Raw genomic sequence first — 19,507 nt, forward strand, 5'->3', positions numbered from 1 at the left:
GGCATTCACGTCCGCCGGTTCCGGTTCTCGCCGCGACGGCGGCCGGGTCGTCGGGACGGTCGCCAGGAGCATCACTCGGGCACCACCCCGGCCCGAGAAATGTATAAAGTCAAAAATTAATACGGGATCAACATTAATCCTGGTACAGTGACGCCATGACCGAGGGGATGAGCCTGCGCGAGCGCAAGAAGTTCCAGACACGGCACCGCCTGCTGGCCACGGCCACCGCACTCTTCGCCGAGCGCGGCTTCGACAAGGTCTCGGTCGCCGAGATCGCGGAGGCGGCCGAGGTGTCGAAGATGACTGTCTTCAACTACTTCGCCGGCAAGGAGGACCTGGTCCTCGCTCCCATGGAGGAGCACATCGGCGATGTCGCGCGCGCGGTGCGGGACCGGGCCTCCGGCGAATCCGTCCTGGCCGCCGTGCGCGGACAGTTCCTGGCCTGCGTCGAGAGCCGCGATCCCTCGGTCGGCATGAGTGACGAGCCGTTGGTGCTCAGGGTGCGCCGGCTGATCGTGGAGACCCCGGCGCTGCTCACCCGGGCCCACGCGTTCTCCCTGCGCTCCTTCGACCTGCTTGCCGAAGGGCTGGTCGAGGAGGGGGAGGAGCCGTCCATCGCCCGGGTCGTGGCCGTCCAGCTGATCAGCACCCGCAACGCGCTCATACAGGCGAACCAGTTGCGATTGCTGGCCGGGGAGTCGGCGGACGCGATCGCGCCGGACGCCGTCGCGCTCGCCGAGCGCGGTTTCGGTCTGCTCGCAGGCGGCCTGGCCGACTTCGCGATTCGTCCCTGAGACCGCCGGAGTCGTCCGCCGCGTCCGCCGGGGCGGTGCGCGCCGGGCAGGCCGTAGGCTCCCGGACATGCCGCCGTCCCAGAAACGTGCCCGTCGCTACGACCCGGCCAGGACCCGCAGCGCGGTCCTGGCGCAGTTCGCCCAGGTCCGGGATGCCGTCCGCACCCTGACGCCCGGACAGCTCGCGCTGCCGACCCGGCTCGGCGACTGGACCGTGCGTGAACTGGCCGTACATCTGACCATGGTGCTCTCGGCCGTCACCCGGAATCTGGAGCTGCCGGAGCCCGCTGCGGCCAAGCCCGATCTGACACTCGTCGAGTGGCCGTTCAGGACCGCGGACCGGGCCGCGAGCATCGCGGACGACACCAGGGCGCTCGCAGTGGACCGCCCTGATCTGGACGCGCTGTACGGGGAGGTCGCGGGGCGGTTCGAGGAACTGGTGCCCGGGGCCGGCGACGAGCGGCTGCTGCCGACGCGCGTCGGGGTGATGCGGCTGGCCGACTTCCTCGTCACCCGTACCGTCGAACTCGTCGTGCACACCGACGATCTGAACGAGGCGGCCGGCCTCGACATCCCGTACGACCGGCAGGCGCTCGCCGCCTGCACCCGGCTGCTCGCCGACGCCCTCGCCGAGAAGGCGCCGGGCGGCTCGGTCGAGGTGCGGGTCCCGCCGTTCGCCGTCGTCCAGTGTGTGCCGGGCCCCCGGCACACCCGCGGTACGCCGCCCAATGTCGTCGAGACCGACCCGCTCACCTGGATCCGGCTCGCCACCGGGCGCACGGAGTGGGCGCGGGCGCTCGACGAGGTGAAGGTCGCCGCGAGCGGGGAGCGGGCCGATCTTGCCGCCCTGCTGCCCCTGATGGGATGAGCGGGAAGCGGACGGGGCGGCGATCGGGTGCGGGGCCGGCTCAGGACCCCGTCGGGTACGGCAGCAGTCCGGCGTCGGTCCGCTCCCAGGGCGCCCGCGGCCCGGCCGAATCAGGCGCAGCGGCAGACGGCCCTCGTGACATGTCCCGGATCGACGTGCCGACGTTCCACGAACGTGACCGAGCGGTCACCGAGAGGCTGGGGTTGCATGGCACAGGAGCCTGCCAGCCGGCCAATGTCCCGTCGACGACGGTCTCGTACCGAGGCTCCTGCGCCAGGTCGGCGACGCGTGTCGAGAGGCCCCGGCAGGCCCCGCATCCGGGCGTCGAGGTGTGAGGCTCGCCACGAAACGCGCGTTCGGTCGGACCCCGTACCGGGCCGCCGGCCGCCTCACCGAGCGCCACCATCCGGCCAGGCGGACCGCCCGGCGAGGATGGCCGGAACTCGACGGTAACCGGGCGCTGATCCGGGTGACCGCCGCCCTGTGGCCCGATCCGGACTCCACCGCGACCCATGGGTGATCACTCCGCGTAACCGTCCGAAGCGTCCCTCGAACCACCCCTGGGAGCGCTTCCCCGGTGGTCCGGCCCGGTATCCCGAATTCGGACCAGTGGTCGATCTCGCCTACACTCGGTGGCGTGCCCCGTGGTGATGGACGACTCAACCACGACCTGCTCCCCGGAGAGAAAGGCCCCCAGGACGCTTGCGGCGTCTTCGGTGTCTGGGCTCCGGGCGAAGAGGTCGCCAAGCTCACCTATTTCGGACTGTATGCCCTGCAGCACCGTGGACAGGAGTCCGCGGGTATCGCAGTGAGCAACGGGTCCCAGATCCTGGTCTTCAAGGACATGGGACTGGTCTCGCAGGTCTTCGACGAAACGTCTCTGGGATCTCTCCAGGGCCATATCGCGGTCGGTCATGCCCGCTACTCCACCACCGGTGCCTCGGTGTGGGAGAACGCGCAGCCGACGTTCCGTGCGACCGCGCACGGCTCGATCGCCCTGGGCCACAACGGCAACCTGGTCAATACGGCCCAGCTCGCCGAGATGGTCGCCGACCTTCCCCGCAAGGACGGCCGCGCCACCCAGGTCGCCGCGACGAACGACACCGATCTGGTGACCGCGCTGCTCGCCGGCCAGACCGACGACGACGGCAAGCCGCTCACCATCGAGCAGGCCGCCGCCAAGGTGCTCCCCGATGTCAGGGGCGCCTTCTCCCTCGTCTTCATGGACGAGCACACCCTCTATGCCGCCCGTGACCCACAGGGCATCCGCCCGCTGGTCCTCGGCCGGCTGGAGCGCGGCTGGGTGGTGGCCTCCGAGTCCGCCGCCCTCGACATCTGCGGTGCCAGCTTCGTCCGCGAGATCGAGCCGGGCGAGCTCGTCGCCATCGACGAGAACGGCCTGCGCACCTCGCGGTTCGCGGAAGCGAAGCCCAAGGGCTGCGTCTTCGAGTACGTCTACCTGGCCCGCCCCGACACCGACATCGCCGGGCGCAACGTCTACCTCTCCCGGGTGGAGATGGGCCGCAAGCTGGCCGCCGAGGCCCCGGTCGAGGCCGATCTGGTCATAGCGACCCCGGAGTCCGGCACCCCCGCCGCCATCGGTTACGCGGAGGCCAGCGGCATCCCGTTCGGCGCCGGGCTGGTGAAGAACGCGTACGTCGGCCGGACCTTCATCCAGCCGTCCCAGACCATCCGGCAGCTGGGCATCCGCCTCAAGCTGAACCCGCTCAGGGAAGTCATCAAGGGCAAGCGCCTGGTGGTCGTCGACGACTCGATCGTCCGCGGCAACACCCAGCGCGCACTGGTCCGGATGCTCCGCGAGGCCGGTGCCGCCGAGATCCACATCCGGATCTCGTCCCCGCCGGTGAAGTGGCCCTGCTTCTTCGGCATCGACTTCGCGACCCGCGCAGAGCTGATCGCCAACGGCATGACGGTCGACGAGATCTCCACGTCGATGGGCGCGGACTCGCTCGCGTACATCTCGCTCGACGCCATGGTCGAGGCGACGACGATCGCCAAGCCGAATCTCTGCCGCGCCTGCTTCGACGGTGAGTACCCCATGGAGCTCCCGGACCCGGAGCTGCTCGGCAAGCAGCTGCTGGAGACCGAGCTGGCGGCAGGCCCGGCGGCGACCGCCGCGTCCGACGCACTGCGTCGTCCGTGACGGCCCGGTCGCACACCTCCGGCCACCAGCCCCGTATCTCCACACGAAAGATCCCAGGCAATGTCTGAGACAACAGGTGCTTCCTACGCGGCAGCGGGCGTCGACATCGAAGCCGGCGACCGCGCCGTCGAGCTGATGAAGGAGTGGGTGAAGAAGACGCAGCGCCCCGAGGTCGCGGGCCTCGGCGGACTCGGCGGTTTCGCCGGCCTCTTCGACGCCTCGGCCCTCAAGCGCTACGAGCGTCCGCTGCTCGCCTCCGCCACCGACGGCGTCGGCACGAAGGTCGACCTCGCCCGCAAGATGGGCGTGTACGACACGATCGGCCACGACCTCGTCGGCATGGTCGTCGACGACCTGGTCGTCTGCGGTGCCGAGCCGCTCTTCATGACCGACTACATCTGCGTCGGCAAGGTGCACCCCGAGCGTGTCGCGGCCATCGTGAAGGGCATCGCCGAAGGCTGCGTCCTCGCGGGCTGCGCCCTGGTCGGCGGCGAGACCGCCGAGCACCCCGGTCTCCTCGGCCCGGACGACTTCGATGTCGCCGGCGCCGGTACCGGTGTGGTCGAGGCCGATCTGCTGCTGGGCCCGGACCGTATCCGTAAGGGTGACGTGGTGATCGCCATGGCGTCGTCCGGTCTTCACTCCAACGGGTACTCGCTCGTCCGGCACGTGGTCTTCGACCGGGCCGGCTGGTCGCTGGACCGGCAGGTCGAGGAGTTCGGCCGCACGCTCGGCGAGGAACTCCTGGAGCCCACCAAGATCTACTCGCTGGACTGCCTGGCGCTCACCCGCACGACCGAGGTGCACGGCTTCAGCCACGTCACCGGCGGTGGCCTGGCCAACAACCTGGCCCGGGTCATCCCGGACGGACTGCACGCCAGGGTCGACCGTTCCACCTGGACGCCGGGCGCGGTCTTCGACCTGGTCGGCCGCACCGGACAGGTCGAGCAGCTGGAGCTGGAGAAGACGCTGAACATGGGCGTCGGCATGATCGCGATCGTGCCGGCCGAGTCCGTGGACGTGGCACTGACGACGCTGGCCGACCGCGGGGTCGAGTCCTGGGTGGCGGGCGAGATCACCGAGCGCGGGGCACACACCTCGGGCGCGGAGCTCGTCGGCGGGTACGCGCGATAGACATGGGCGGACACACCGGGGGCGAACCCGGTGTGCGCTACATCCTCGGCCGCCGGGACCGCAACACGTCCGGCGGCCGGGGAAGGCGTCGGGGAAACCGGCGTCCGCACGAGCGGCCGGACCGGTCCTGGGCAGCACAGAACCCGGTCCGGGACAGGCCCGGACCGGGTTGATGTGTCAGCGCGAGGTCAAGCGCCGCGGCGCTGTGACGACGGACCGGACTTGTCGTCCTCGTCCTCGTCCTCGTCGTCGTTGTACAGATCCGCGTACTGTGCGTACGGGTCATCTTCCTCGTCGTCGTCCTCGAACGGCTCTGCGTTCGGTGGCTGACTCGAAGGCGATGCGCCCAGCTCATTGGCCAGACGCGACAGGTCAGTCCCGCCGCTGCTGTACTTCAGCTGGCGGGCGACCTTTGTCTGCTTGGCCTTTGCCCGGCCGCGCCCCATGGCTCGACCCCCTCGGTGACGGGGCTCGACGGCCCCAGAGTCTTGACACGCGTTCATGTTTCAGGACGGACTCTCGGCTGAGAGACCGTGCCCGTAGGGCTTCAACGGTACCTGCTTCCGCGACCATACGGTACGCCGCCCGCATCACACGCCCCGGAAGGAGACCGGCGAGAAGCCCCGTCCTCGCTGGTCAACTGCGATTTTAACCTCTTCTTGGCATGCGACCCGCCGACCGGCGTGAGTCTTGTCTCGCCGGTCGGCGGGTCGACGGTCCACGGTGGTGCGGACGCGGGGTGACGCGTCCGCCACCGTCAGCGGCGGCGGGCTTCGGCCATCCGCTGTTCGGCGATCCGGTCGGCCGCGGCGGCCGGCGGAATGCCGTCATCCTTCGCACGTGCGAATATGGCCAGCGTGGTGTCGAAGATCTTCGACGCCTTGGCCTTGCACCGGTCGAAGTCGAAGCCGTGCAGTTCGTCGGCGACCTGGATCACCCCGCCCGCGTTCACCACGTAGTCGGGCGCGTAGAGGATCGACCGGTCCGAGAGGTCCTTCTCGACGCCGGGGTGCGCGAGCTGGTTGTTGGCCGCACCGCACACCACCTTGGCCGTGAGCACCGCGACGCTCTCGTCGTTCAGCGCGCCGCCGAGTGCGCACGGGGCGTAGATGTCGAGGCCCTCGGTACGGATGAGGGCATCCGTGTCCGCGGCGACGGCGACCTCGGGGTGCTTCTCGGTGATCCGGCGTACGGACTCCTCCCGCACATCCGTGATCACGACCTCCGCACCGTCCGAGAGCAGGTGCTCGACCAGGTGGTGACCGACCTTGCCGACCCCGGCGACCCCCACTTTTCGGCCACGCAGCGTCGGGTCGCCCCAGAGGTGCTGCGCCGAGGCCCGCATGCCCTGGAAGACACCGAAGGCGGTGAGGACCGAGGAGTCGCCGGCGCCGCCGTTCTCGGGGGAGCGGCCGGTGGTCCAGCGGCACTCGCGCGCGACGACGTCCATGTCGGTGACATAGGTGCCGACGTCGCAGGCCGTCACGTACCGTCCGCCGAGCGAGGCCACGAACCGGCCGTAGGCCAGCAGCAGTTCCTCCGACTTGATCTGCTCGGGGTCGCCGATGATGACGGCCTTGCCGCCACCGAGGTCGAGACCGGCCATGGCGTTCTTGTACGACATGCCGCGCGAGAGGTTCAGCGCGTCCGCGACGGCCTCCTCCTCGGAGGCGTACGGATAGAAGCGGGTGCCGCCGAGGGCCGGGCCCAGGGCGGTGGAGTGGATGGCGATGACGGCCTTGAGGCCGGTGGCACGGTCCTGGCAGAGCACGACTTGCTCGTGGCCACCCTGCTCCGAGCGGAACAGGGTGTGCAGGACGCCGTCGGTCACATCGGTCACTGTGGTGACTCCCAAGTACGAAGCGGCGAGGGCCCTCCTGAAGGTGGGGAGGGCCACGGACCGGCCGGTGCGGCCGGTCCGACTGGGCAAGAGAGTAAGTCCTACGCGGACGTAGATCCGCTCCAGTGCTCAGGATCACCCCCTGGCGGAGTACGGGCGTGACACGATCTGCTGCATGTCGGTGGTGTCTTCGGTGCTCGTCCCTTATGCGTCCTATCTCCGGGTGTACGAGCCGCTGGCCGCCTTCCCGGAGCCCGAACGCGCCCACTGGGTGCGGTACGCCGGGCGTGCCCGGATTCCCACGGCCCAGGACGAACTGCGCCGTTCGCTGGCCGACTTGGCGGCCACCCCGCCGGCCGCCGTGCCGGCGCACGAGAGCGGGGACGCGTTCGTCGCCGAGGCCGACGGGGTGGTGTGCGTCTGCCCGTGGCGGACCAGGCTGCGCGGCTGGCTGGCGCTGGAGGAGCTGACGGAGATGTTTCCCGCCCCGGTGCTCGACGCGGTGCTGCCTCCGGTGGTGCGCGGGCAGGCGGCGGTGGACCACGAGCGGTGGGCGGAGCGGAATCCGGACGCCCGGCCGTGGATCCGCACCTCGGTGTGGCAGGTGCCGGTGCGGTGGTTCGTGCTCTTCTCCGACGAGGAGCGGGAGTACGTGGAGGCGGGCGAGGGCGGCGCGGGGCCTGTGCTGCGGTACCGGACGCCGATGGTGCAGGCACGCCGCCGGCTGGCCCGGGCGCTGAAGACGCTGCGGGAGTCGGTGGACGAGTCCCGGCTGACCGAGGGGCTGGTGGACGTGGGGCGCTGGCTGGAGGAGTTCCATCCGCGCGCGCTGGTCGAGCTGGACTACGGCGGCCTGGTGCACGCGCTGCCGGCGAAGCAGCTCGCCGGGGACCGGTCGGCCGCCGATGTGGCCGAGGGCATCGCGGCGCTCCGGGCCGGCGACACCGAGGGGGCGAGCGAGGCGTACGGCCGGCTGGCGGAGCGCTGGCGTGCCGTAAAGGATCGTCAGTTCGCGAACTGACAGGGCGATATCGGCGTCTGTTCCTGTACCCCGAGTGACGCGTGGGAACGAAGAGGCGGAATCGTACTCCAGTGATCTTGGGACCTACGTCCCGAACCGGGCCTTTGCCTCAAGCGTGATGGATAGCACTAACTGGGCCCTTGCGCCCTTCCCTACTCCTCATGCCAAAATAGGACAAGGAGCCCGAGGAGGGCTCCGTCCGCCCAACTAAGGGCGGAATGCTCAGCATTGCACTCTATGGGGGGTCTGAGGGCTCCTGATCACTCTGTGACTGATCGTCACGGCGGGGTGACTGTCCGCTATGGCATGGTCCATCGGCTTCCGTCGCTGATGAACACCTGGGAGGGCAATTCCATCGGTTTGGCCGACGTGGCTGGACGGATGGTGTAGTTGTAGTGCCGAGGACAAGCCGTTCGTCCTATAACCGACTCGGCCCGCGTCCGCCATTTCGGGCAACGTGGGTCAAGGTGCAGAATTTAGAGGAAAGAACCGAGATGGTTCGGTTCTCCCGAGGAGGCCGCTCATGACCGCTCGCACCCCTGATGCCGAGCCGCTGCTGACCCCGGCTGAGGTTGCCACGATGTTCCGCGTGGACCCGAAGACGGTTACCCGCTGGGCCAAGGCAGGCAAGCTCACGTCCATCCGCACGCTTGGTGGACATCGCCGGTACCGCGAGGCAGAGGTCCGCGCACTGCTTGCGGGTATTCCGCAGCAGCGCAGCGAGGCCTGACACACCCCTGTCGCGCCGCAACAACCGGGCTTCCGGGTCCCCCAACCCGTACAGGCCCACCCATGGCTCCATATGACGGGCGCCCGCCCCAACGGGCGCCATACCTGTGCAATACGGGTGCGTCGTTCGATCGCGCTGGACTCCGCCGGGTCCAGCGCGATCTTTTTTGTGCCCGCGTTCTTTGTGCCCGTACGGACCTTGGGTCCGGACACGACTGCCGGAAGCTGTGCGTCCGGTCGGGTGCGGCCGGGATGTCGAGCGGGCCTGGGCGGGTCTGTTCGGGAGTGTTGGGGGTCGCCCGGGAAGGCCGGGCCGGGCTGGTTCACCTGTTCTCCGAGCGCTCCCGTTCGGGTGGTGCAATTGCACATATTAAATTCACCAGTTGTAGGAAGGGCGTAAGGTCACCCCTTCGTAAAACTCTTTCGGTGACTCCCGTCACACTGTGCGCCTCGTACCGAATACGAGCCTGCCACCGCAGGGAAGCGGAAAGCCGCGCCATTGGTCATCGCCCCGGGGGACTTTCGTCCTTCGCTCCAGAGGCCGTCCTGGCGCCCTGGAGTGAAGCCGACGGCTTCGGGGCGGAATCCGGTCCGGCGGGCCGTCACGGGCCCCGTGGCGGGCCGCAGGAGTCGACGGTGGGCCGGACGGGTGGGGTTGAGGTGACGGCAGCCGGAGGCGGCGGCCGGAAGGGCGCGCAGCAGCGTGCGGGTCTCGTGCGGGGCGGACGCCGCCATGCGCACCACCTCCGCCCCGCAGCGGTGCATCGGGGGCGGCCCCTGCTGCCTGACTGCTCGTCGGCGCTCGCCGGAGTCATGACGCGCGAAAGCCCGGATCCAGAAGGATCCGGGCTTTCGTTACTGCGGTCCTGACGGGATTTGAACCCGCGGCCTCCACCTTGACAGGGTGGCGAGCACTCCAAACTGCTCCACAGGACCAGGTTTTCGCTGCTTGCCTTGCGGCTGGCTGCGAAGACAGACTGTACAGCAGGTCAGAGGCCCAGGTCGAACTCGCTGAAGGTGGCGGCTCGGTTACGGTCCGGACGGCCCGTCCGGGCGGTCCCTCTCACGGCGCCGCCGCGTCGATCGCCTTCACGATCCGCTTGTCGGAGACCGGGTAGGCCGTCCCCAGCGCATGGGCGAAATAGCTGACCCGGAGCTCTTCGATCATCCAGCGGATGTCCAGCACCTCTTGCGGAACGGGCCTGCCCTGCGGCATCTGTTCGAGCAGCCAGGCGTACTCGTCCTGCATCTCGTGGACCTTCTCCATGCGCGTGGTGTCGCGCTGGACGGCCGTCGGCATCTGCTGGAGCCGGCGGTCCACGGCGACCAGATAGCGCATCAGGTCGGGCAGCCTGCGCAGCCCGGTCTTCGTGACGAAGCCCGGCGGCATGAGGGCCGCGAGCTGGTCCCGGGCGTCGGTGACGTTGTTGACCAGGACCAGGCTGCTGGTGGCCTTCAGGCGCCGCTCGCAGGCCTGCCAGGCGGCCAGCACCTGCTGGACCTGCTTGACCGTGTGCTCGGTCAGGGCGACGAGGTCGGCGCGCACCTTGTCGTACAGCTTCCGGAACGACTCCTCGTCCCAGGCCGGGCCGCCGTGCGCACCGATCAGCCGGTCGGCCGCGGCCGTGGCGCAGTCTTCGAACAGCGCCTGGATGGAGCCGTGCGGATTGCGGGACAGGGCCAGCTTCTGCTGGTTCGTCAGCTTGTCGGAGGCGAACTTCGCCGGGTTCACCGGGACGTTCAGCATGATCAGCTTCCGGGTGCCCAGCCACATCGCCTGCTGCTGCTCGGCCTCGGTGTCGAAGAGCCGTACGGCGACGGTCCCGCCCTGGTCCACCAGCGCCGGATACGCCTTCACCGGCTGGCCGGCTCTTCTGGTCTCGAAGACGCGGTTCAGTGTGCCGATCGTCCAGTCCGTGAGGCCCGAACGCTCGATGGACTCGCCCGAGGGTCCGGCGGTGGCCGCGGCGGCCTTGGAGAGCGCCTGACGGGCCTTCGGGCGCAGCTGGAGCTTCAGCGCCTCCAGGTCCTTGTCCTCGGCCACCTTGCGGCGCCGCTCGTCGACGATCCGGAACGTGATCTTCAGGTGGTCCGGGACGCGGCCCAGGTCGAAGTCGTCGGCCGAGACCGGGACGCCGACCATCCGCTGGAGCTCCCGGGCCAGCGTGACCGGCAACGGCTCCTGGAGCGGCACGGCCCGGTCGAGGAACTTGTCCGCGTAGTTCGGCGCGGGGACGTAGTGCCGGCGGATCGGCTTGGGCAGCGAGCGGATCAGCTCGGTGACCACTTCCTCGCGCAGGCCGGGGATCTGCCAGTCGAAGCCCTCGGGGGTGACCTGGTTGAGCACCTGGAGCGGGACGTGGACGGTCACGCCGTCGGCGTCCGCACCCGGCTCGAACTGGTACGTGACCTTGAACTTCAGCTTCCCCTGGCGCCAGGAGTCCGGGTAGTCGTCCTTGGTGACGGCCCCGGCCTTCTCGTTGATGAGCATCGAGCGCTCGAAGTCCAGCGCGTCCGGCTCGTCCCGGCGCTTGTGCTTCCACCAGGAGTCGAAGTGCGCCCCGGAGACCACGTGCTCGGGGATCCGCTGGTCGTAGAAGTCGAAGAGCGTCTCGTCGTCCACGAGGATGTCGCGGCGCCGGGCCCGGTGCTCCAGCTCCTCGACCTCGCCGAGCAGTTTGCGGTTGTCGTGGAAGAACTGGTGATGGGTCCGCCAGTCGCCCTCGACCAGGGCGTTTCGGATGAACAGATCGCGGGAGGTCTCGGCGTCGATCCGGCCGAAATTGATCTTGCGCTGGGCGACGATCGGTACCCCGTAGAGCGTGACCCGCTCGTACGCCATCACCGCCGCCTGGTCCTTCTCCCAGTGCGGCTCGCTGTAGGTGCGCTTGAGCAGGTGCTGGGCCAGCGGCTCGATCCACTCCGGCTCGACCTTGGCGTTGACCCGCGCCCACAGCCGGGACGTCTCGACCAGCTCGGCCGACATCACGAAACGCGGCTGCTTCTTGAAGAGCGCCGACCCCGGGAAGATCGCGAACTTGGCGCTGCGCGCGCCCAGGTACTCGTTCTTCTCCGTGTCCTTCAGACCGATGTGCGACAGCAGCCCGGCGAGCAGCGAGGTGTGCACCGACTGCTCCGGCGCGTCCTCCTCGTTCAGCTGGATGCCCATCTGCTTCACGACCGTGCGCAGCTGCGCATAGATGTCCTGCCATTCGCGGATGCGCAGGAAGTTCAGATACTCCTGCTTGCACATCCGGCGGAAGCTGGATGAGCCGCGCTCCTTCTGCTGCTCGCGGACGTACCGCCACAGGTTCAGGAACGCCAGGAAGTCGGACGTCTCGTCCTTGAAGCGGGCGTGCTGCTGATCGGCCTGCGTCTGCTTCTCCGAGGGCCGCTCACGCGGATCCTGGATGGAGAGCGCGGAGGCGATGATCATGACCTCGCGGACGCAGCCGTTGCGGTCGGCCTCGATGACCATGCGGGCCAGGCGCGGGTCGACGGGCAGCTGCGAGAGCTTGCGGCCGAGCTGGGTGAGCCGCTTCTTCGGATCCTTCTCCTCCGCGTCCAGCGCGCCGAGTTCCTGGAGGAGCTGGATGCCGTCGCGGATGTTGCGGTGGTCCGGCGGGTCGATGAAGGGGAATTTCTCGATGTCGCCGAGTCCGGCCGCGGTCATCTGGAGGATGACGGAGGCGAGGTTGGTACGGAGGATCTCCGGGTCGGTGAACTCCGGACGGGTCAGGAAGTCGTCCTCGGAGTACAGCCGGATGCAGATGCCGTCCGACGTACGGCCGCAGCGGCCCTTGCGCTGATTGGCGCTGGCCTGCGAGATCCGCTCGATCGGCAGGCGCTGGACCTTGGTGCGGTGGCTGTAGCGGGAGATCCGGGCGTTGCCCGGGTCGATCACGTACTTGATGCCCGGGACGGTCAGCGAGGTCTCGGCGACATTGGTCGCCAGGACGATCCGGCGACCGGTGTGGCGCTGGAAGACGCGATGCTGCTCGGCGTGCGAGAGCCGGGCGTAGAGCGGGAGCACCTCGGTGTGGCGGAGGTTGCGTTTGTTCAGCGCGTCCGCGGTGTCACGGATCTCCCGCTCACCTGAGAGGAAGACCAGGATGTCGCCGGGCCCCTCCGTCTGGAGCTCGTCCACGGCGTCGCAGATCGCGGTGATCTGGTCGCGGTCGGAGTCGTCGCCCTCCTCCTCCAGGAGCGGGCGGTACCGCACCTCGACCGGGTACGTACGCCCGCTGACCTCGACGATCGGGGCCTCGCCGAAGTGGCGCGCGAACCGCTCGGGGTCGATCGTCGCCGAGGTGATGACGACCTTCAGGTCGGGGCGCCTGGGCAGCAGCCGGGCCAGATAGCCGAGCAGGAAGTCGATGTTCAGAGACCGCTCGTGGGCCTCGTCGATGATGATCGTGTCGTAGGCGCGCAGCTCGCGGTCCGTCTGGATCTCCGCGAGCAGGATGCCGTCCGTCATCAGCTTGACGAACGTCGCGTCGGGGTTCACCTGGTCGGTGAAACGGACCTTCCAGCCGACCGTCTCGCCCAGCGGCGTCCTCAGCTCGTCCGCGACGCGCTCGGCGACCGTACGGGCCGCGATCCGGCGCGGCTGGGTGTGCCCGATCATGCCCCGGACGCCGCGCCCCAGCTCCATGCAGATCTTCGGGATCTGCGTGGTCTTGCCGGAGCCGGTCTCCCCGGCGACGATCACGACCTGGTGGTCGCGTATCGCCTCGAGGATCTCGTCCTTCTTCTGACTGACCGGAAGCTGTTCCGGGTACGACACGGCGGGCATCCGCGCGGCACGCAGGGAGAGCCGCTCGGCTGCCTTTCCGGCTTCGGCGGCGATCTCGTCCAGCACGGACTGCCGGGCCTCGGGCTTACGGATGCGGCGCGCCCCTTCGAGACGGCGGCCGAGCCGGTGCGCGTCGCGGAGCGAGATCTCTCCGAGCCGGTTCTGGAGATCAGCGAAGGAAGTAGACATACGGAGCCCAGGATCTCACCCGGGCCCGACGAACGGCGAACATATTTCGTGCGGTCCGGGTCACCACCCGGGCACCGCGCGGAGGCGCGGGATCACAGCACGTACCATTTCGGGCAGCTGACCACCCGTTGCCCCCGTCCGGAAAGGCCGGTCGCCGTGTCCCGTACGCAGTGGTGCTGCCTGATGGCGGTGCTCGCGGTCGCACTGGGGCTGTTCTGCGGACCGGGGAAGGCCCTTCCCGGCGACATCACCGCACCGGCCACCGCGTCCGCCCCTGCATCCACCGCGTCCGCCACCACCGTGGTGGCCGATACGACGGACGCGGGCGCGGACGCGGACACCCCGGTGGTGGCGACGGCCTCCGACCGGCACCCGACGCCGGGCTGCGGCAGGACCAGGAAGCACGACGGCGAACCCGCGCTCCCGAGCCGGGCCCGCGCCGCGTACGACCAGGCACCCGGCCTCGCCGAGTGGGGCCTGCCCGCCGCCACCGGTCAGGGACCGGTCCACCCACCCGTGCGGCTGAGACTGCGCGCCCCCGCGCCCGCCGCTCCCACCCCCGTCGAGCTCTCCGTGCTGAGGGTGTAGCCGGCCCTGTCCACCCGGCTGCCCCTCTTCCCTTCCGCCTCACCAGCACGGAGTCCCGCATGTCCAAGTCCAAGTCCACGTCCAAGTCCGCGTCCACGCGCAAGCCCTCGCCCAGGAACAGGAAGCCGCTGATCTACGGCGCCGGAGTCGTCCTCGCCGCCGCGCTGCTCGGCTTCATCTCCTACCGGGCCACCGCCCCCGACCACTCGGGCTCCGGCTCTTCGGCCGCCGATATCGCCGCCGACCCGGACGCGGGCGTCTACCCGGAGCTGGCGAAGCTCGCCCGCCGCGACGCCGACGACAAGCTCGCACAGGGCCGTGTCGACGCGCCCGTCGTCCTGATCGAGTACGCCGACTTCAAGTGCGGCTACTGCGGCAAGTTCGCCCGCGACACCGAACCCGCCCTGGTCAAGAAGTACGTCGACAACGGCACCCTGCGCATCGAGTGGCGCAACTTCCCGATCTTCGGCGCCGGGTCCGAGGCCGCCGCCCGTGCCGCGTGGGCCGCCGGGCAGCAGGACCGCTTCTGGCAGTTCCACGCCGCCGCGTACGCCGAGGGGGCGAAGGAGAAGGGGTTCGACAAGGACCGGCTGAAGGCCCTTGCCCAGGAGGCCGGGGTCGCGGACCTCGACCGGTTCGTGCGCGACACGGACAGCGCCGCCGCGCACGCCGCCGTGAGCAAGGACCAGGAGCAGGGGTACGGAATCGGCGCGACCTCCACCCCGTCGTTCCTGATCAACGGCCGTCCGATCGCCGGGGCCCAGCCCATGGAGACCTTCACCGCGGCCATCGAGGCGGCAGCCGAGAAGGCCCGTGGCACCGAGGACGCCAAGAGCGGCAAGGACGCCAAGAGCGGCAAGGACGGCAAGGACGGCCAGAAGGCCGAGGGCTCCGGGGACGGCGCGGAATGACCGCTGACATCGGCTACTTCGCGGCCTTCCTCGGCGGGCTGCTCGCCCTGGTCAGCCCGTGCAGCGCACTGCTGCTGCCGGCCTTCTTCGCCTACTCCATCGACTCCACCTCGCGCCTCGTGGCCCGTACCGGCATCTTCTACGCCGGACTGGCCACCACCCTGGTCCCGCTCGGCGCCGCGGGCTCGTACGCCGGGCGGCTCTTCTACCAGCACCGCGACGCGCTCGTCCTCGGCGCGGGCTGGCTGATCATCGCGCTCGGCATCGCACAGATCGTCGGTCTGGGCTTCGCCTCGCGCCGGATCGCCGCCCTCAGCGGCCGGATCCGCCCGACCACCGCCGTATCGGTCTACGCACTGGGCGCCGTCTACGGACTGGCCGGCTTCTGCGCGGGCCCGATCCTCGGCAGCGTCCTCACCGTGGCGGCGGTCAGCGGCAGCCCGGTCTACGGCGGACTGCTGCTCGCCGTCTACGCCCTGGGCATGGCGGTCCCGCTCCTTCTGCTCGCATTGCTCTGGGAACGCTTCGACCTGGGCCGCCGGGCCTGGCTGCGCGGTCGCGCCTTCCGGCTCGGCCGCTTCGAGCTGCACACCACGACCCTGCTGTCCGGGCTCTTCTTCATCGGCCTCGGTGCGCTGTTCCTCGCGTACGACGGGACGACGGCGCTGCCCGGCCTGCTGGACGTGGACGATTCGTTCGCCGTCGAGCAGTGGGCCCAGCGCATCGGCGAGCACGTGCCGGACGCCATGGCGCTGGTGGCCGTGGTCGCGGTGGTGCTGCTGGTGCTGGCGGTACGGGCGTGGCGCGCCCGGAGCGGTGTGAACTCGGCAGACCGGGAGAAGGCCTGACACGGCGAAGGCCCCGTCCGGTGGACGGGGCCTTCGAGTGGTGGCTGGGGCCGGGATCGAACCGGCGACCTATCGCTTTTCAGGCGATCGCTCGTACCAACTGAGCTACCCAGCCACGCAGCTCATAAAAGCTGCAGCGGTCCTGACGGGATTTGAACCCGCGGCCTCCACCTTGACAGGGTGGCGAGCACTCCAAACTGCTCCACAGGACCAAGCTTTGTGCGACTAAGTGTCGCACAGGTTGTGCGTGCCCCCAACGGGATTCGAACCCGTGCTACCGCCTTGAAAGGGCGGCGTCCTGGGCCACTAGACGATGAGGGCAGAACTTTTCTTGCTTCTGCTTCTTCGTCTGTCGCCCCGGAGAACCGGAGAGAGGAGACGTGAGAAGCGGGTGACTCCGCTTTCCCCCGAGAGGTTCCGCTTCTCCTTCAACCTTTTGAGGTTTCAGAACGGTCGAGCCCTGACCGGCGCCCTTGGGCACGTCGCAGACTGTACTACGGCGTTTCTGCGTCAGCCAAACCGAATAGGCGGAGGCGGCGGTCCGGGCCGGGGCGCCGCGGCCGGTGGTACGGGACAATGGCGGGGTGCTGGAGATGACGCGCGAAGAGTTCGAAGGACTGGTCGCCGAGGCGCTGGACCGGATCCCGCCGGAGCTGACGCGGCTGATGGACAACGTCGCGGTGTTCGTCGAGGACGAGCCCGCCCCGGGTGATCCGGAGCTGCTCGGGCTGTACGAGGGCACGCCGCTGACCGATCGCGGCGAGTGGTACGCGGGGGTGCTGCCGGACCGGATCACCATCTACCGCGGGCCGACGCTCCGGATGTGCGAGTCCCGCGAGGACGTCGTGGCGGAGACCGAGATCACGGTCGTCCACGAGATCGCCCATCACTTCGGCATCGACGACGCGAGGCTGCACGCCCTCGGCTACGGGTGAGCCCCCGGGTCGCGCACCCGGGTCCGCCCGGCGGCGTGCGGACGGAGCGTGGAAGGCGTGCGGGTGGTGTGCGGGCCGGGTCCGGGGGCGTGTCCCCGGCGGGGCAAAGGGAGTTGGGCACGGCGCCCCCACTCCTTCCGTATGGCTCCGCTCCTTCCACGTACCCCGGAGGTGCCTCTCGTGCGCCAGTTCTCCGTCCCCGTCCGATGGGCGGCCGTCGTCGCCGCGACGGTCGCCGCGTCCACCGGCTGCATGAGCGTCGGCGACGACGGAGGGAAACCGGCGCCGTCGTCGTCGCCCGAGCACAAGGGGAGCGCCGTCCGGCCGGACGGCGGCACTGTGGCGGGCACCGGCCCGGTCCGTACCGGCGGCGGCCGGCCCGAGGCGCACTCCGAGCGCGAGGCCGTCGAGTCGCCGGAGCCCGGCGACTTCGCCGGGCCCTCGACCGCCCCCGGTGGTGTGCGCCCGGGTGCGGAGCCGGGCGGGACGGAGCCCTCCCGGGGCACTGTGCCGCCCGCGCCCTCGGTCTCGCAGCCCGGGCCCGGAGTGCCGCAGCAGACCGAGCCCCCGGCGCCCTCCGGGCCGGCGACCCCCGAGCCGCCGAGTTCTCCCGAGCCGGAGCCGTCCGAACCGCCGTCGGTGCCGCCGCCCTCCGCCTCGCCGGCGGCGCAGCCCCGCAACGAGGCGACGGGGGCGTCGGCCCGGTCGGTGCCGCTGCGGACGCCCGAGGCATCGCCGCAGGTGGGGCCGGTGTAGCGAGGGGCCGGGAAGGCCGGTTTGCGCGATGTGGGGAGGAGTGCGTATGGTAGTAGATCGTTTGATCCCATTGCCCGGCGCCGAAACAGAAGCGCGCCGTGTGGCGCGTACTCTCCCTTGCCGTGGCTGGACCGCATTGAGGCGGTCGAAATTGCGAATCACGGAGTTACGGGCGCGTGCCGAGACTCCGGAAGGTTTCGCATTTCGCATGTCAATTTCCAGTTCTGACCGCACCGTCATGCCCGAGAGCATCGAGAACGACGAGCTCGTCGAGGCCGTCGTCGCCGAGTCCGCCGGCTCCGACGAGGCCGACGCCCCCCTGGCCGAGCAGGCCGGCACCGACTCCGAGCCGACGGTCACCTTCGCCGACCTGGGCCTGCCCGAGGGCATCGTCCGCAAGCTCGCGCAGAACGGTGTGACGGAACCCTTCCCGATCCAGGCCGCGACCATCCCGGACGCCCTGGCCGGCAAGGACATCCTGGGCCGCGGCCGCACCGGCTCCGGCAAGACCCTCTCCTTCGGTCTGCCGACCCTGGCCTCGCTGGCCGGCGGCCACACCGAGAAGAAGAAGCCCCGCGCCGTCATCCTCACCCCGACCCGTGAGCTCGCGATGCAGGTCGCGGACGCGCTCCAGCCCTACGGCGACGTGCTCGGCCTGAAGATGAAGGTCGTCTGCGGCGGTACGTCGATGGGCAACCAGATCTACGCGCTGGAGCGCGGTGTCGACATCCTCGTCGCCACCCCGGGCCGGCTGCGCGACATCATCAACCGGGGCGCCTGCTCCCTGGAGAACGTCCAGGTCGCCGTCCTCGACGAGGCCGACCAGATGTCCGACCTGGGCTTCCTGCCCGAGGTCACCGAGCTGCTCGACCAGATTCCGGTCGGCGGTCAGCGCATGCTCTTCTCCGCCACGATGGAGAACGAGATCGGCACGCTGGTCAAGCGCTACCTGGACAACCCGGTCAGCCACGAGGTCGACAGCGCCCAGGGCAACGTCACGACCATGTCGCACCACGTCCTCGTCGTGAAGCCGAAGGACAAGGCGCCGGTCACCTCCGCCATCGCCGCCCGCAAGGGCCGCACCATCATCTTCGTCCGCACCCAGCTGGGCGCCGACCGCATCGCCGAGCAGCTCGTCGAGGCGGGCGTCAAGGCGGACGCGCTGCACGGCGGCATGACGCAGGGCGCCCGTACCAGGGTGCTCGCCGACTTCAAGGACGGTTACGTCAACGCGCTCGTCGCGACCGACGTCGCCGCCCGCGGTATCCACGTCGACGGCATCGACCTGGTGCTGAACGTGGACCCGGCCGGTGACCACAAGGACTACCTGCACCGCTCGGGCCGCACCGCCCGCGCCGGCAAGTCCGGTGTCGTCGTCTCGCTGGCGCTGCCGCACCAGCGCCGCCAGATCTTCCGCCTGATGGAGGACGCGGGCGTCGACGCCTCGCGGCACATCGTCGGCGGTGCGGGCGCCTTCGATCCGGAGGTCGCCGAGATCACCGGCGCCCGTTCGCTGACCGAGGTCCAGGCCGACTCCGCGAACAACGCCGCCAAACAGGCCGAGCGCGAGGTCGCCGACCTGACCAGGCAGCTGGAGCGCGTCCAGCGCCGCGCCGGTGAGCTGCGCGAGGAGGCCGACCGCCTCGTCGCCCGTGCCGCGCGCGAGCGGGGCGACGACCCCGAGGCCGCCGTCGCCGAGGTCGCCGCCGAGGCGGAGGCCGCGGTCGAGGCCGCCGTCTCCGTGCCGGAGCAGCCCGCCGCCCGTGAGGACCGTCGCGACGAGCGCGGCAACTTCGACCGCCGGGACAGCCGGGGCGACCGCGGTGGCTACCGCGGCCACGACCGCCGGGACGACCGCGGTGGTTTCCAGCGTCGTGACGACCGTCCGTCCGGTGGTTTCCGCCGTGACAACGACCGCCCGTCCTTCAACCGCGA

The 19,507-nt window shown here is 70.0% G+C and carries 16 protein-coding genes and 4 tRNA genes; 12 read left to right on the plus strand and 8 right to left on the minus strand.

Annotated features, from left to right (window positions below):
* Positions 1 to 155 precede the first annotated feature (155 nt).
* From IE107_RS31535 to purM, 4 genes are all read left to right on the plus strand, one after another.
* Positions 156 to 794, plus strand: a complete 639-nt coding sequence (locus IE107_RS31535; protein ID WP_189547777.1) for a TetR/AcrR family transcriptional regulator — start codon at positions 156 to 158, stop codon at positions 792 to 794.
* Positions 795 to 861: 67 nt separating this feature from the next.
* Positions 862 to 1,662, plus strand: coding sequence for a maleylpyruvate isomerase family mycothiol-dependent enzyme (locus IE107_RS31540; RefSeq protein ID WP_189547778.1), 801 nt, complete (start codon positions 862 to 864; stop codon positions 1,660 to 1,662).
* A 637-nt stretch (positions 1,663 to 2,299) separates the two neighbouring features.
* A complete protein-coding gene (gene purF, locus IE107_RS31545) occupies positions 2,300 to 3,826 on the plus strand; it encodes an amidophosphoribosyltransferase (protein WP_189547779.1) in 1,527 nt (508 codons plus the stop codon).
* Between the two features lie 60 nt (positions 3,827 to 3,886).
* Positions 3,887 to 4,960 (plus strand): phosphoribosylformylglycinamidine cyclo-ligase, encoded by a 1,074-nt coding sequence (purM, locus tag IE107_RS31550; RefSeq protein WP_189547780.1) that lies wholly within the window; start codon positions 3,887 to 3,889, stop codon positions 4,958 to 4,960.
* A 188-nt stretch (positions 4,961 to 5,148) separates the two neighbouring features.
* Here the strand turns inward: purM and IE107_RS31555 are convergent, their stop codons facing one another.
* Together IE107_RS31555 and IE107_RS31560 are read right to left on the minus strand one after the other, a co-directional pair.
* On the minus strand, positions 5,149 to 5,406 hold the full coding sequence (locus IE107_RS31555) for a DUF3073 domain-containing protein (RefSeq protein ID WP_072488579.1): 258 nt from the start codon (positions 5,404 to 5,406) through the stop codon (positions 5,149 to 5,151).
* Positions 5,407 to 5,717: 311 nt separating this feature from the next.
* A complete protein-coding gene (locus tag IE107_RS31560; protein ID WP_189547781.1) occupies positions 5,718 to 6,800 on the minus strand; it encodes a Leu/Phe/Val dehydrogenase in 1,083 nt (360 codons plus the stop codon).
* A gap of 175 nt (positions 6,801 to 6,975) precedes the next feature.
* Between IE107_RS31560 and IE107_RS31565 the strand changes: the two genes are divergently transcribed.
* A complete protein-coding gene (locus IE107_RS31565; protein ID WP_189547782.1) occupies positions 6,976 to 7,821 on the plus strand; it encodes a DUF8083 family protein in 846 nt (281 codons plus the stop codon).
* A gap of 523 nt (positions 7,822 to 8,344) precedes the next feature.
* A complete protein-coding gene (bldC, locus tag IE107_RS31570; protein ID WP_003949541.1) occupies positions 8,345 to 8,551 on the plus strand; it encodes a developmental transcriptional regulator BldC in 207 nt (68 codons plus the stop codon).
* 401 nt (positions 8,552 to 8,952) lie between these two features.
* Here bldC and IE107_RS35450 read toward each other — a convergent pair whose 3' ends face one another.
* The 3 genes from IE107_RS35450 to hrpA all read right to left on the minus strand — a co-directional run bounded on the left by IE107_RS35450 (position 8,953) and on the right by hrpA (position 13,534).
* The gene (locus IE107_RS35450) at positions 8,953 to 9,315 is read right to left on the minus strand and encodes a DUF6274 family protein (RefSeq protein ID WP_308434269.1); all 363 of its coding nucleotides are present in this window, start codon (positions 9,313 to 9,315) and stop codon (positions 8,953 to 8,955) included.
* Positions 9,316 to 9,411: 96 nt separating this feature from the next.
* Positions 9,412 to 9,486, minus strand: a tRNA-Asp gene (locus IE107_RS31575).
* A gap of 127 nt (positions 9,487 to 9,613) precedes the next feature.
* Entirely contained in the window at positions 9,614 to 13,534 is a 3,921-nt protein-coding gene (gene hrpA, locus IE107_RS31580; protein WP_189547783.1) for an ATP-dependent RNA helicase HrpA, read from the minus strand.
* A 156-nt stretch (positions 13,535 to 13,690) separates the two neighbouring features.
* Between hrpA and IE107_RS31585 the strand changes: the two genes are divergently transcribed.
* From IE107_RS31585 to IE107_RS31595, 3 genes are read left to right on the plus strand one after another with little or no spacing between them, the layout of a single operon-like run.
* Positions 13,691 to 14,122 (plus strand): hypothetical protein, encoded by a 432-nt coding sequence (locus tag IE107_RS31585; RefSeq protein ID WP_189547784.1) that lies wholly within the window; start codon positions 13,691 to 13,693, stop codon positions 14,120 to 14,122.
* 59 nt (positions 14,123 to 14,181) lie between these two features.
* A complete protein-coding gene (locus IE107_RS31590; protein ID WP_189547785.1) occupies positions 14,182 to 15,033 on the plus strand; it encodes a DsbA family protein in 852 nt (283 codons plus the stop codon).
* Positions 15,030 to 15,881 carry a cytochrome c biogenesis CcdA family protein gene (locus IE107_RS31595; RefSeq protein WP_189547786.1) on the plus strand — a complete coding sequence of 284 codons (852 nt, stop codon included), beginning with the start codon at positions 15,030 to 15,032 and terminating at the stop codon, positions 15,879 to 15,881. Before IE107_RS31590 ends, IE107_RS31595 begins: the two co-directional genes overlap by 4 nt.
* 38 nt (positions 15,882 to 15,919) lie before the next feature.
* Here the strand turns inward: IE107_RS31595 and IE107_RS31600 are convergent.
* The 3 genes from IE107_RS31600 to IE107_RS31610 all read right to left on the minus strand — a co-directional run bounded on the left by IE107_RS31600 (position 15,920) and on the right by IE107_RS31610 (position 16,202).
* Positions 15,920 to 15,996 (minus strand) — tRNA-Phe (locus IE107_RS31600).
* Positions 15,997 to 16,018: 22 nt separating this feature from the next.
* A tRNA-Asp gene (locus IE107_RS31605) sits at positions 16,019 to 16,093 on the minus strand.
* A gap of 36 nt (positions 16,094 to 16,129) precedes the next feature.
* Positions 16,130 to 16,202 (minus strand) — tRNA-Glu (locus IE107_RS31610).
* A 263-nt stretch (positions 16,203 to 16,465) separates the two neighbouring features.
* Between IE107_RS31610 and IE107_RS31615 the strand changes: the two genes are divergently transcribed.
* The 3 genes from IE107_RS31615 to IE107_RS31625 form a co-directional block, all read left to right on the plus strand.
* Positions 16,466 to 16,816: a metallopeptidase family protein gene (locus IE107_RS31615; protein WP_189547787.1), complete on the plus strand. Its 351-nt coding sequence runs from the start codon at positions 16,466 to 16,468 to the stop codon at positions 16,814 to 16,816.
* A gap of 180 nt (positions 16,817 to 16,996) precedes the next feature.
* Complete coding sequence (locus IE107_RS31620) at positions 16,997 to 17,572, plus strand: hypothetical protein (RefSeq protein ID WP_189547788.1); 576 nt, start codon at positions 16,997 to 16,999, stop codon at positions 17,570 to 17,572.
* Positions 17,573 to 17,780: 208 nt separating this feature from the next.
* The coding region (locus IE107_RS31625; protein ID WP_373302542.1) for a DEAD/DEAH box helicase at positions 17,781 to 19,507 on the plus strand (1,727 nt) is incomplete at its 3' end.

The sequence above is a fragment of the Streptomyces gelaticus genome (assembly GCF_014649535.1).
GTDB lineage: Bacteria > Actinomycetota > Actinomycetes > Streptomycetales > Streptomycetaceae > Streptomyces > Streptomyces gelaticus.

Bases quoted from the DNA above. Each gene is read 5' to 3' on its own strand.
- IE107_RS31535 (WP_189547777.1), top strand. From the start codon at position 156: ATGACCGAGGGGATGAGCCTGCGCGAGCGCAAGAAGTTCCAGACACGG.
- IE107_RS31540 (WP_189547778.1), top strand. From the start codon at position 862: ATGCCGCCGTCCCAGAAACGTGCCCGTCGCTACGACCCGGCCAGGACC.
- purM (WP_189547780.1), top strand. From the start codon at position 3,887: ATGTCTGAGACAACAGGTGCTTCCTACGCGGCAGCGGGCGTCGACATC.
- IE107_RS31555 (WP_072488579.1), bottom strand. From the start codon at position 5,406: ATGGGGCGCGGCCGGGCAAAGGCCAAGCAGACAAAGGTCGCCCGCCAG.
- IE107_RS31565 (WP_189547782.1), top strand. From the start codon at position 6,976: ATGTCGGTGGTGTCTTCGGTGCTCGTCCCTTATGCGTCCTATCTCCGG.
- bldC (WP_003949541.1), top strand. From the start codon at position 8,345: ATGACCGCTCGCACCCCTGATGCCGAGCCGCTGCTGACCCCGGCTGAG.
- IE107_RS35450 (WP_308434269.1), bottom strand. From the start codon at position 9,315: ATGCACCGCTGCGGGGCGGAGGTGGTGCGCATGGCGGCGTCCGCCCCG.
- hrpA (WP_189547783.1), bottom strand. From the start codon at position 13,534: ATGTCTACTTCCTTCGCTGATCTCCAGAACCGGCTCGGAGAGATCTCG.
- IE107_RS31590 (WP_189547785.1), top strand. From the start codon at position 14,182: ATGTCCAAGTCCAAGTCCACGTCCAAGTCCGCGTCCACGCGCAAGCCC.
- IE107_RS31595 (WP_189547786.1), top strand. From the start codon at position 15,030: ATGACCGCTGACATCGGCTACTTCGCGGCCTTCCTCGGCGGGCTGCTC.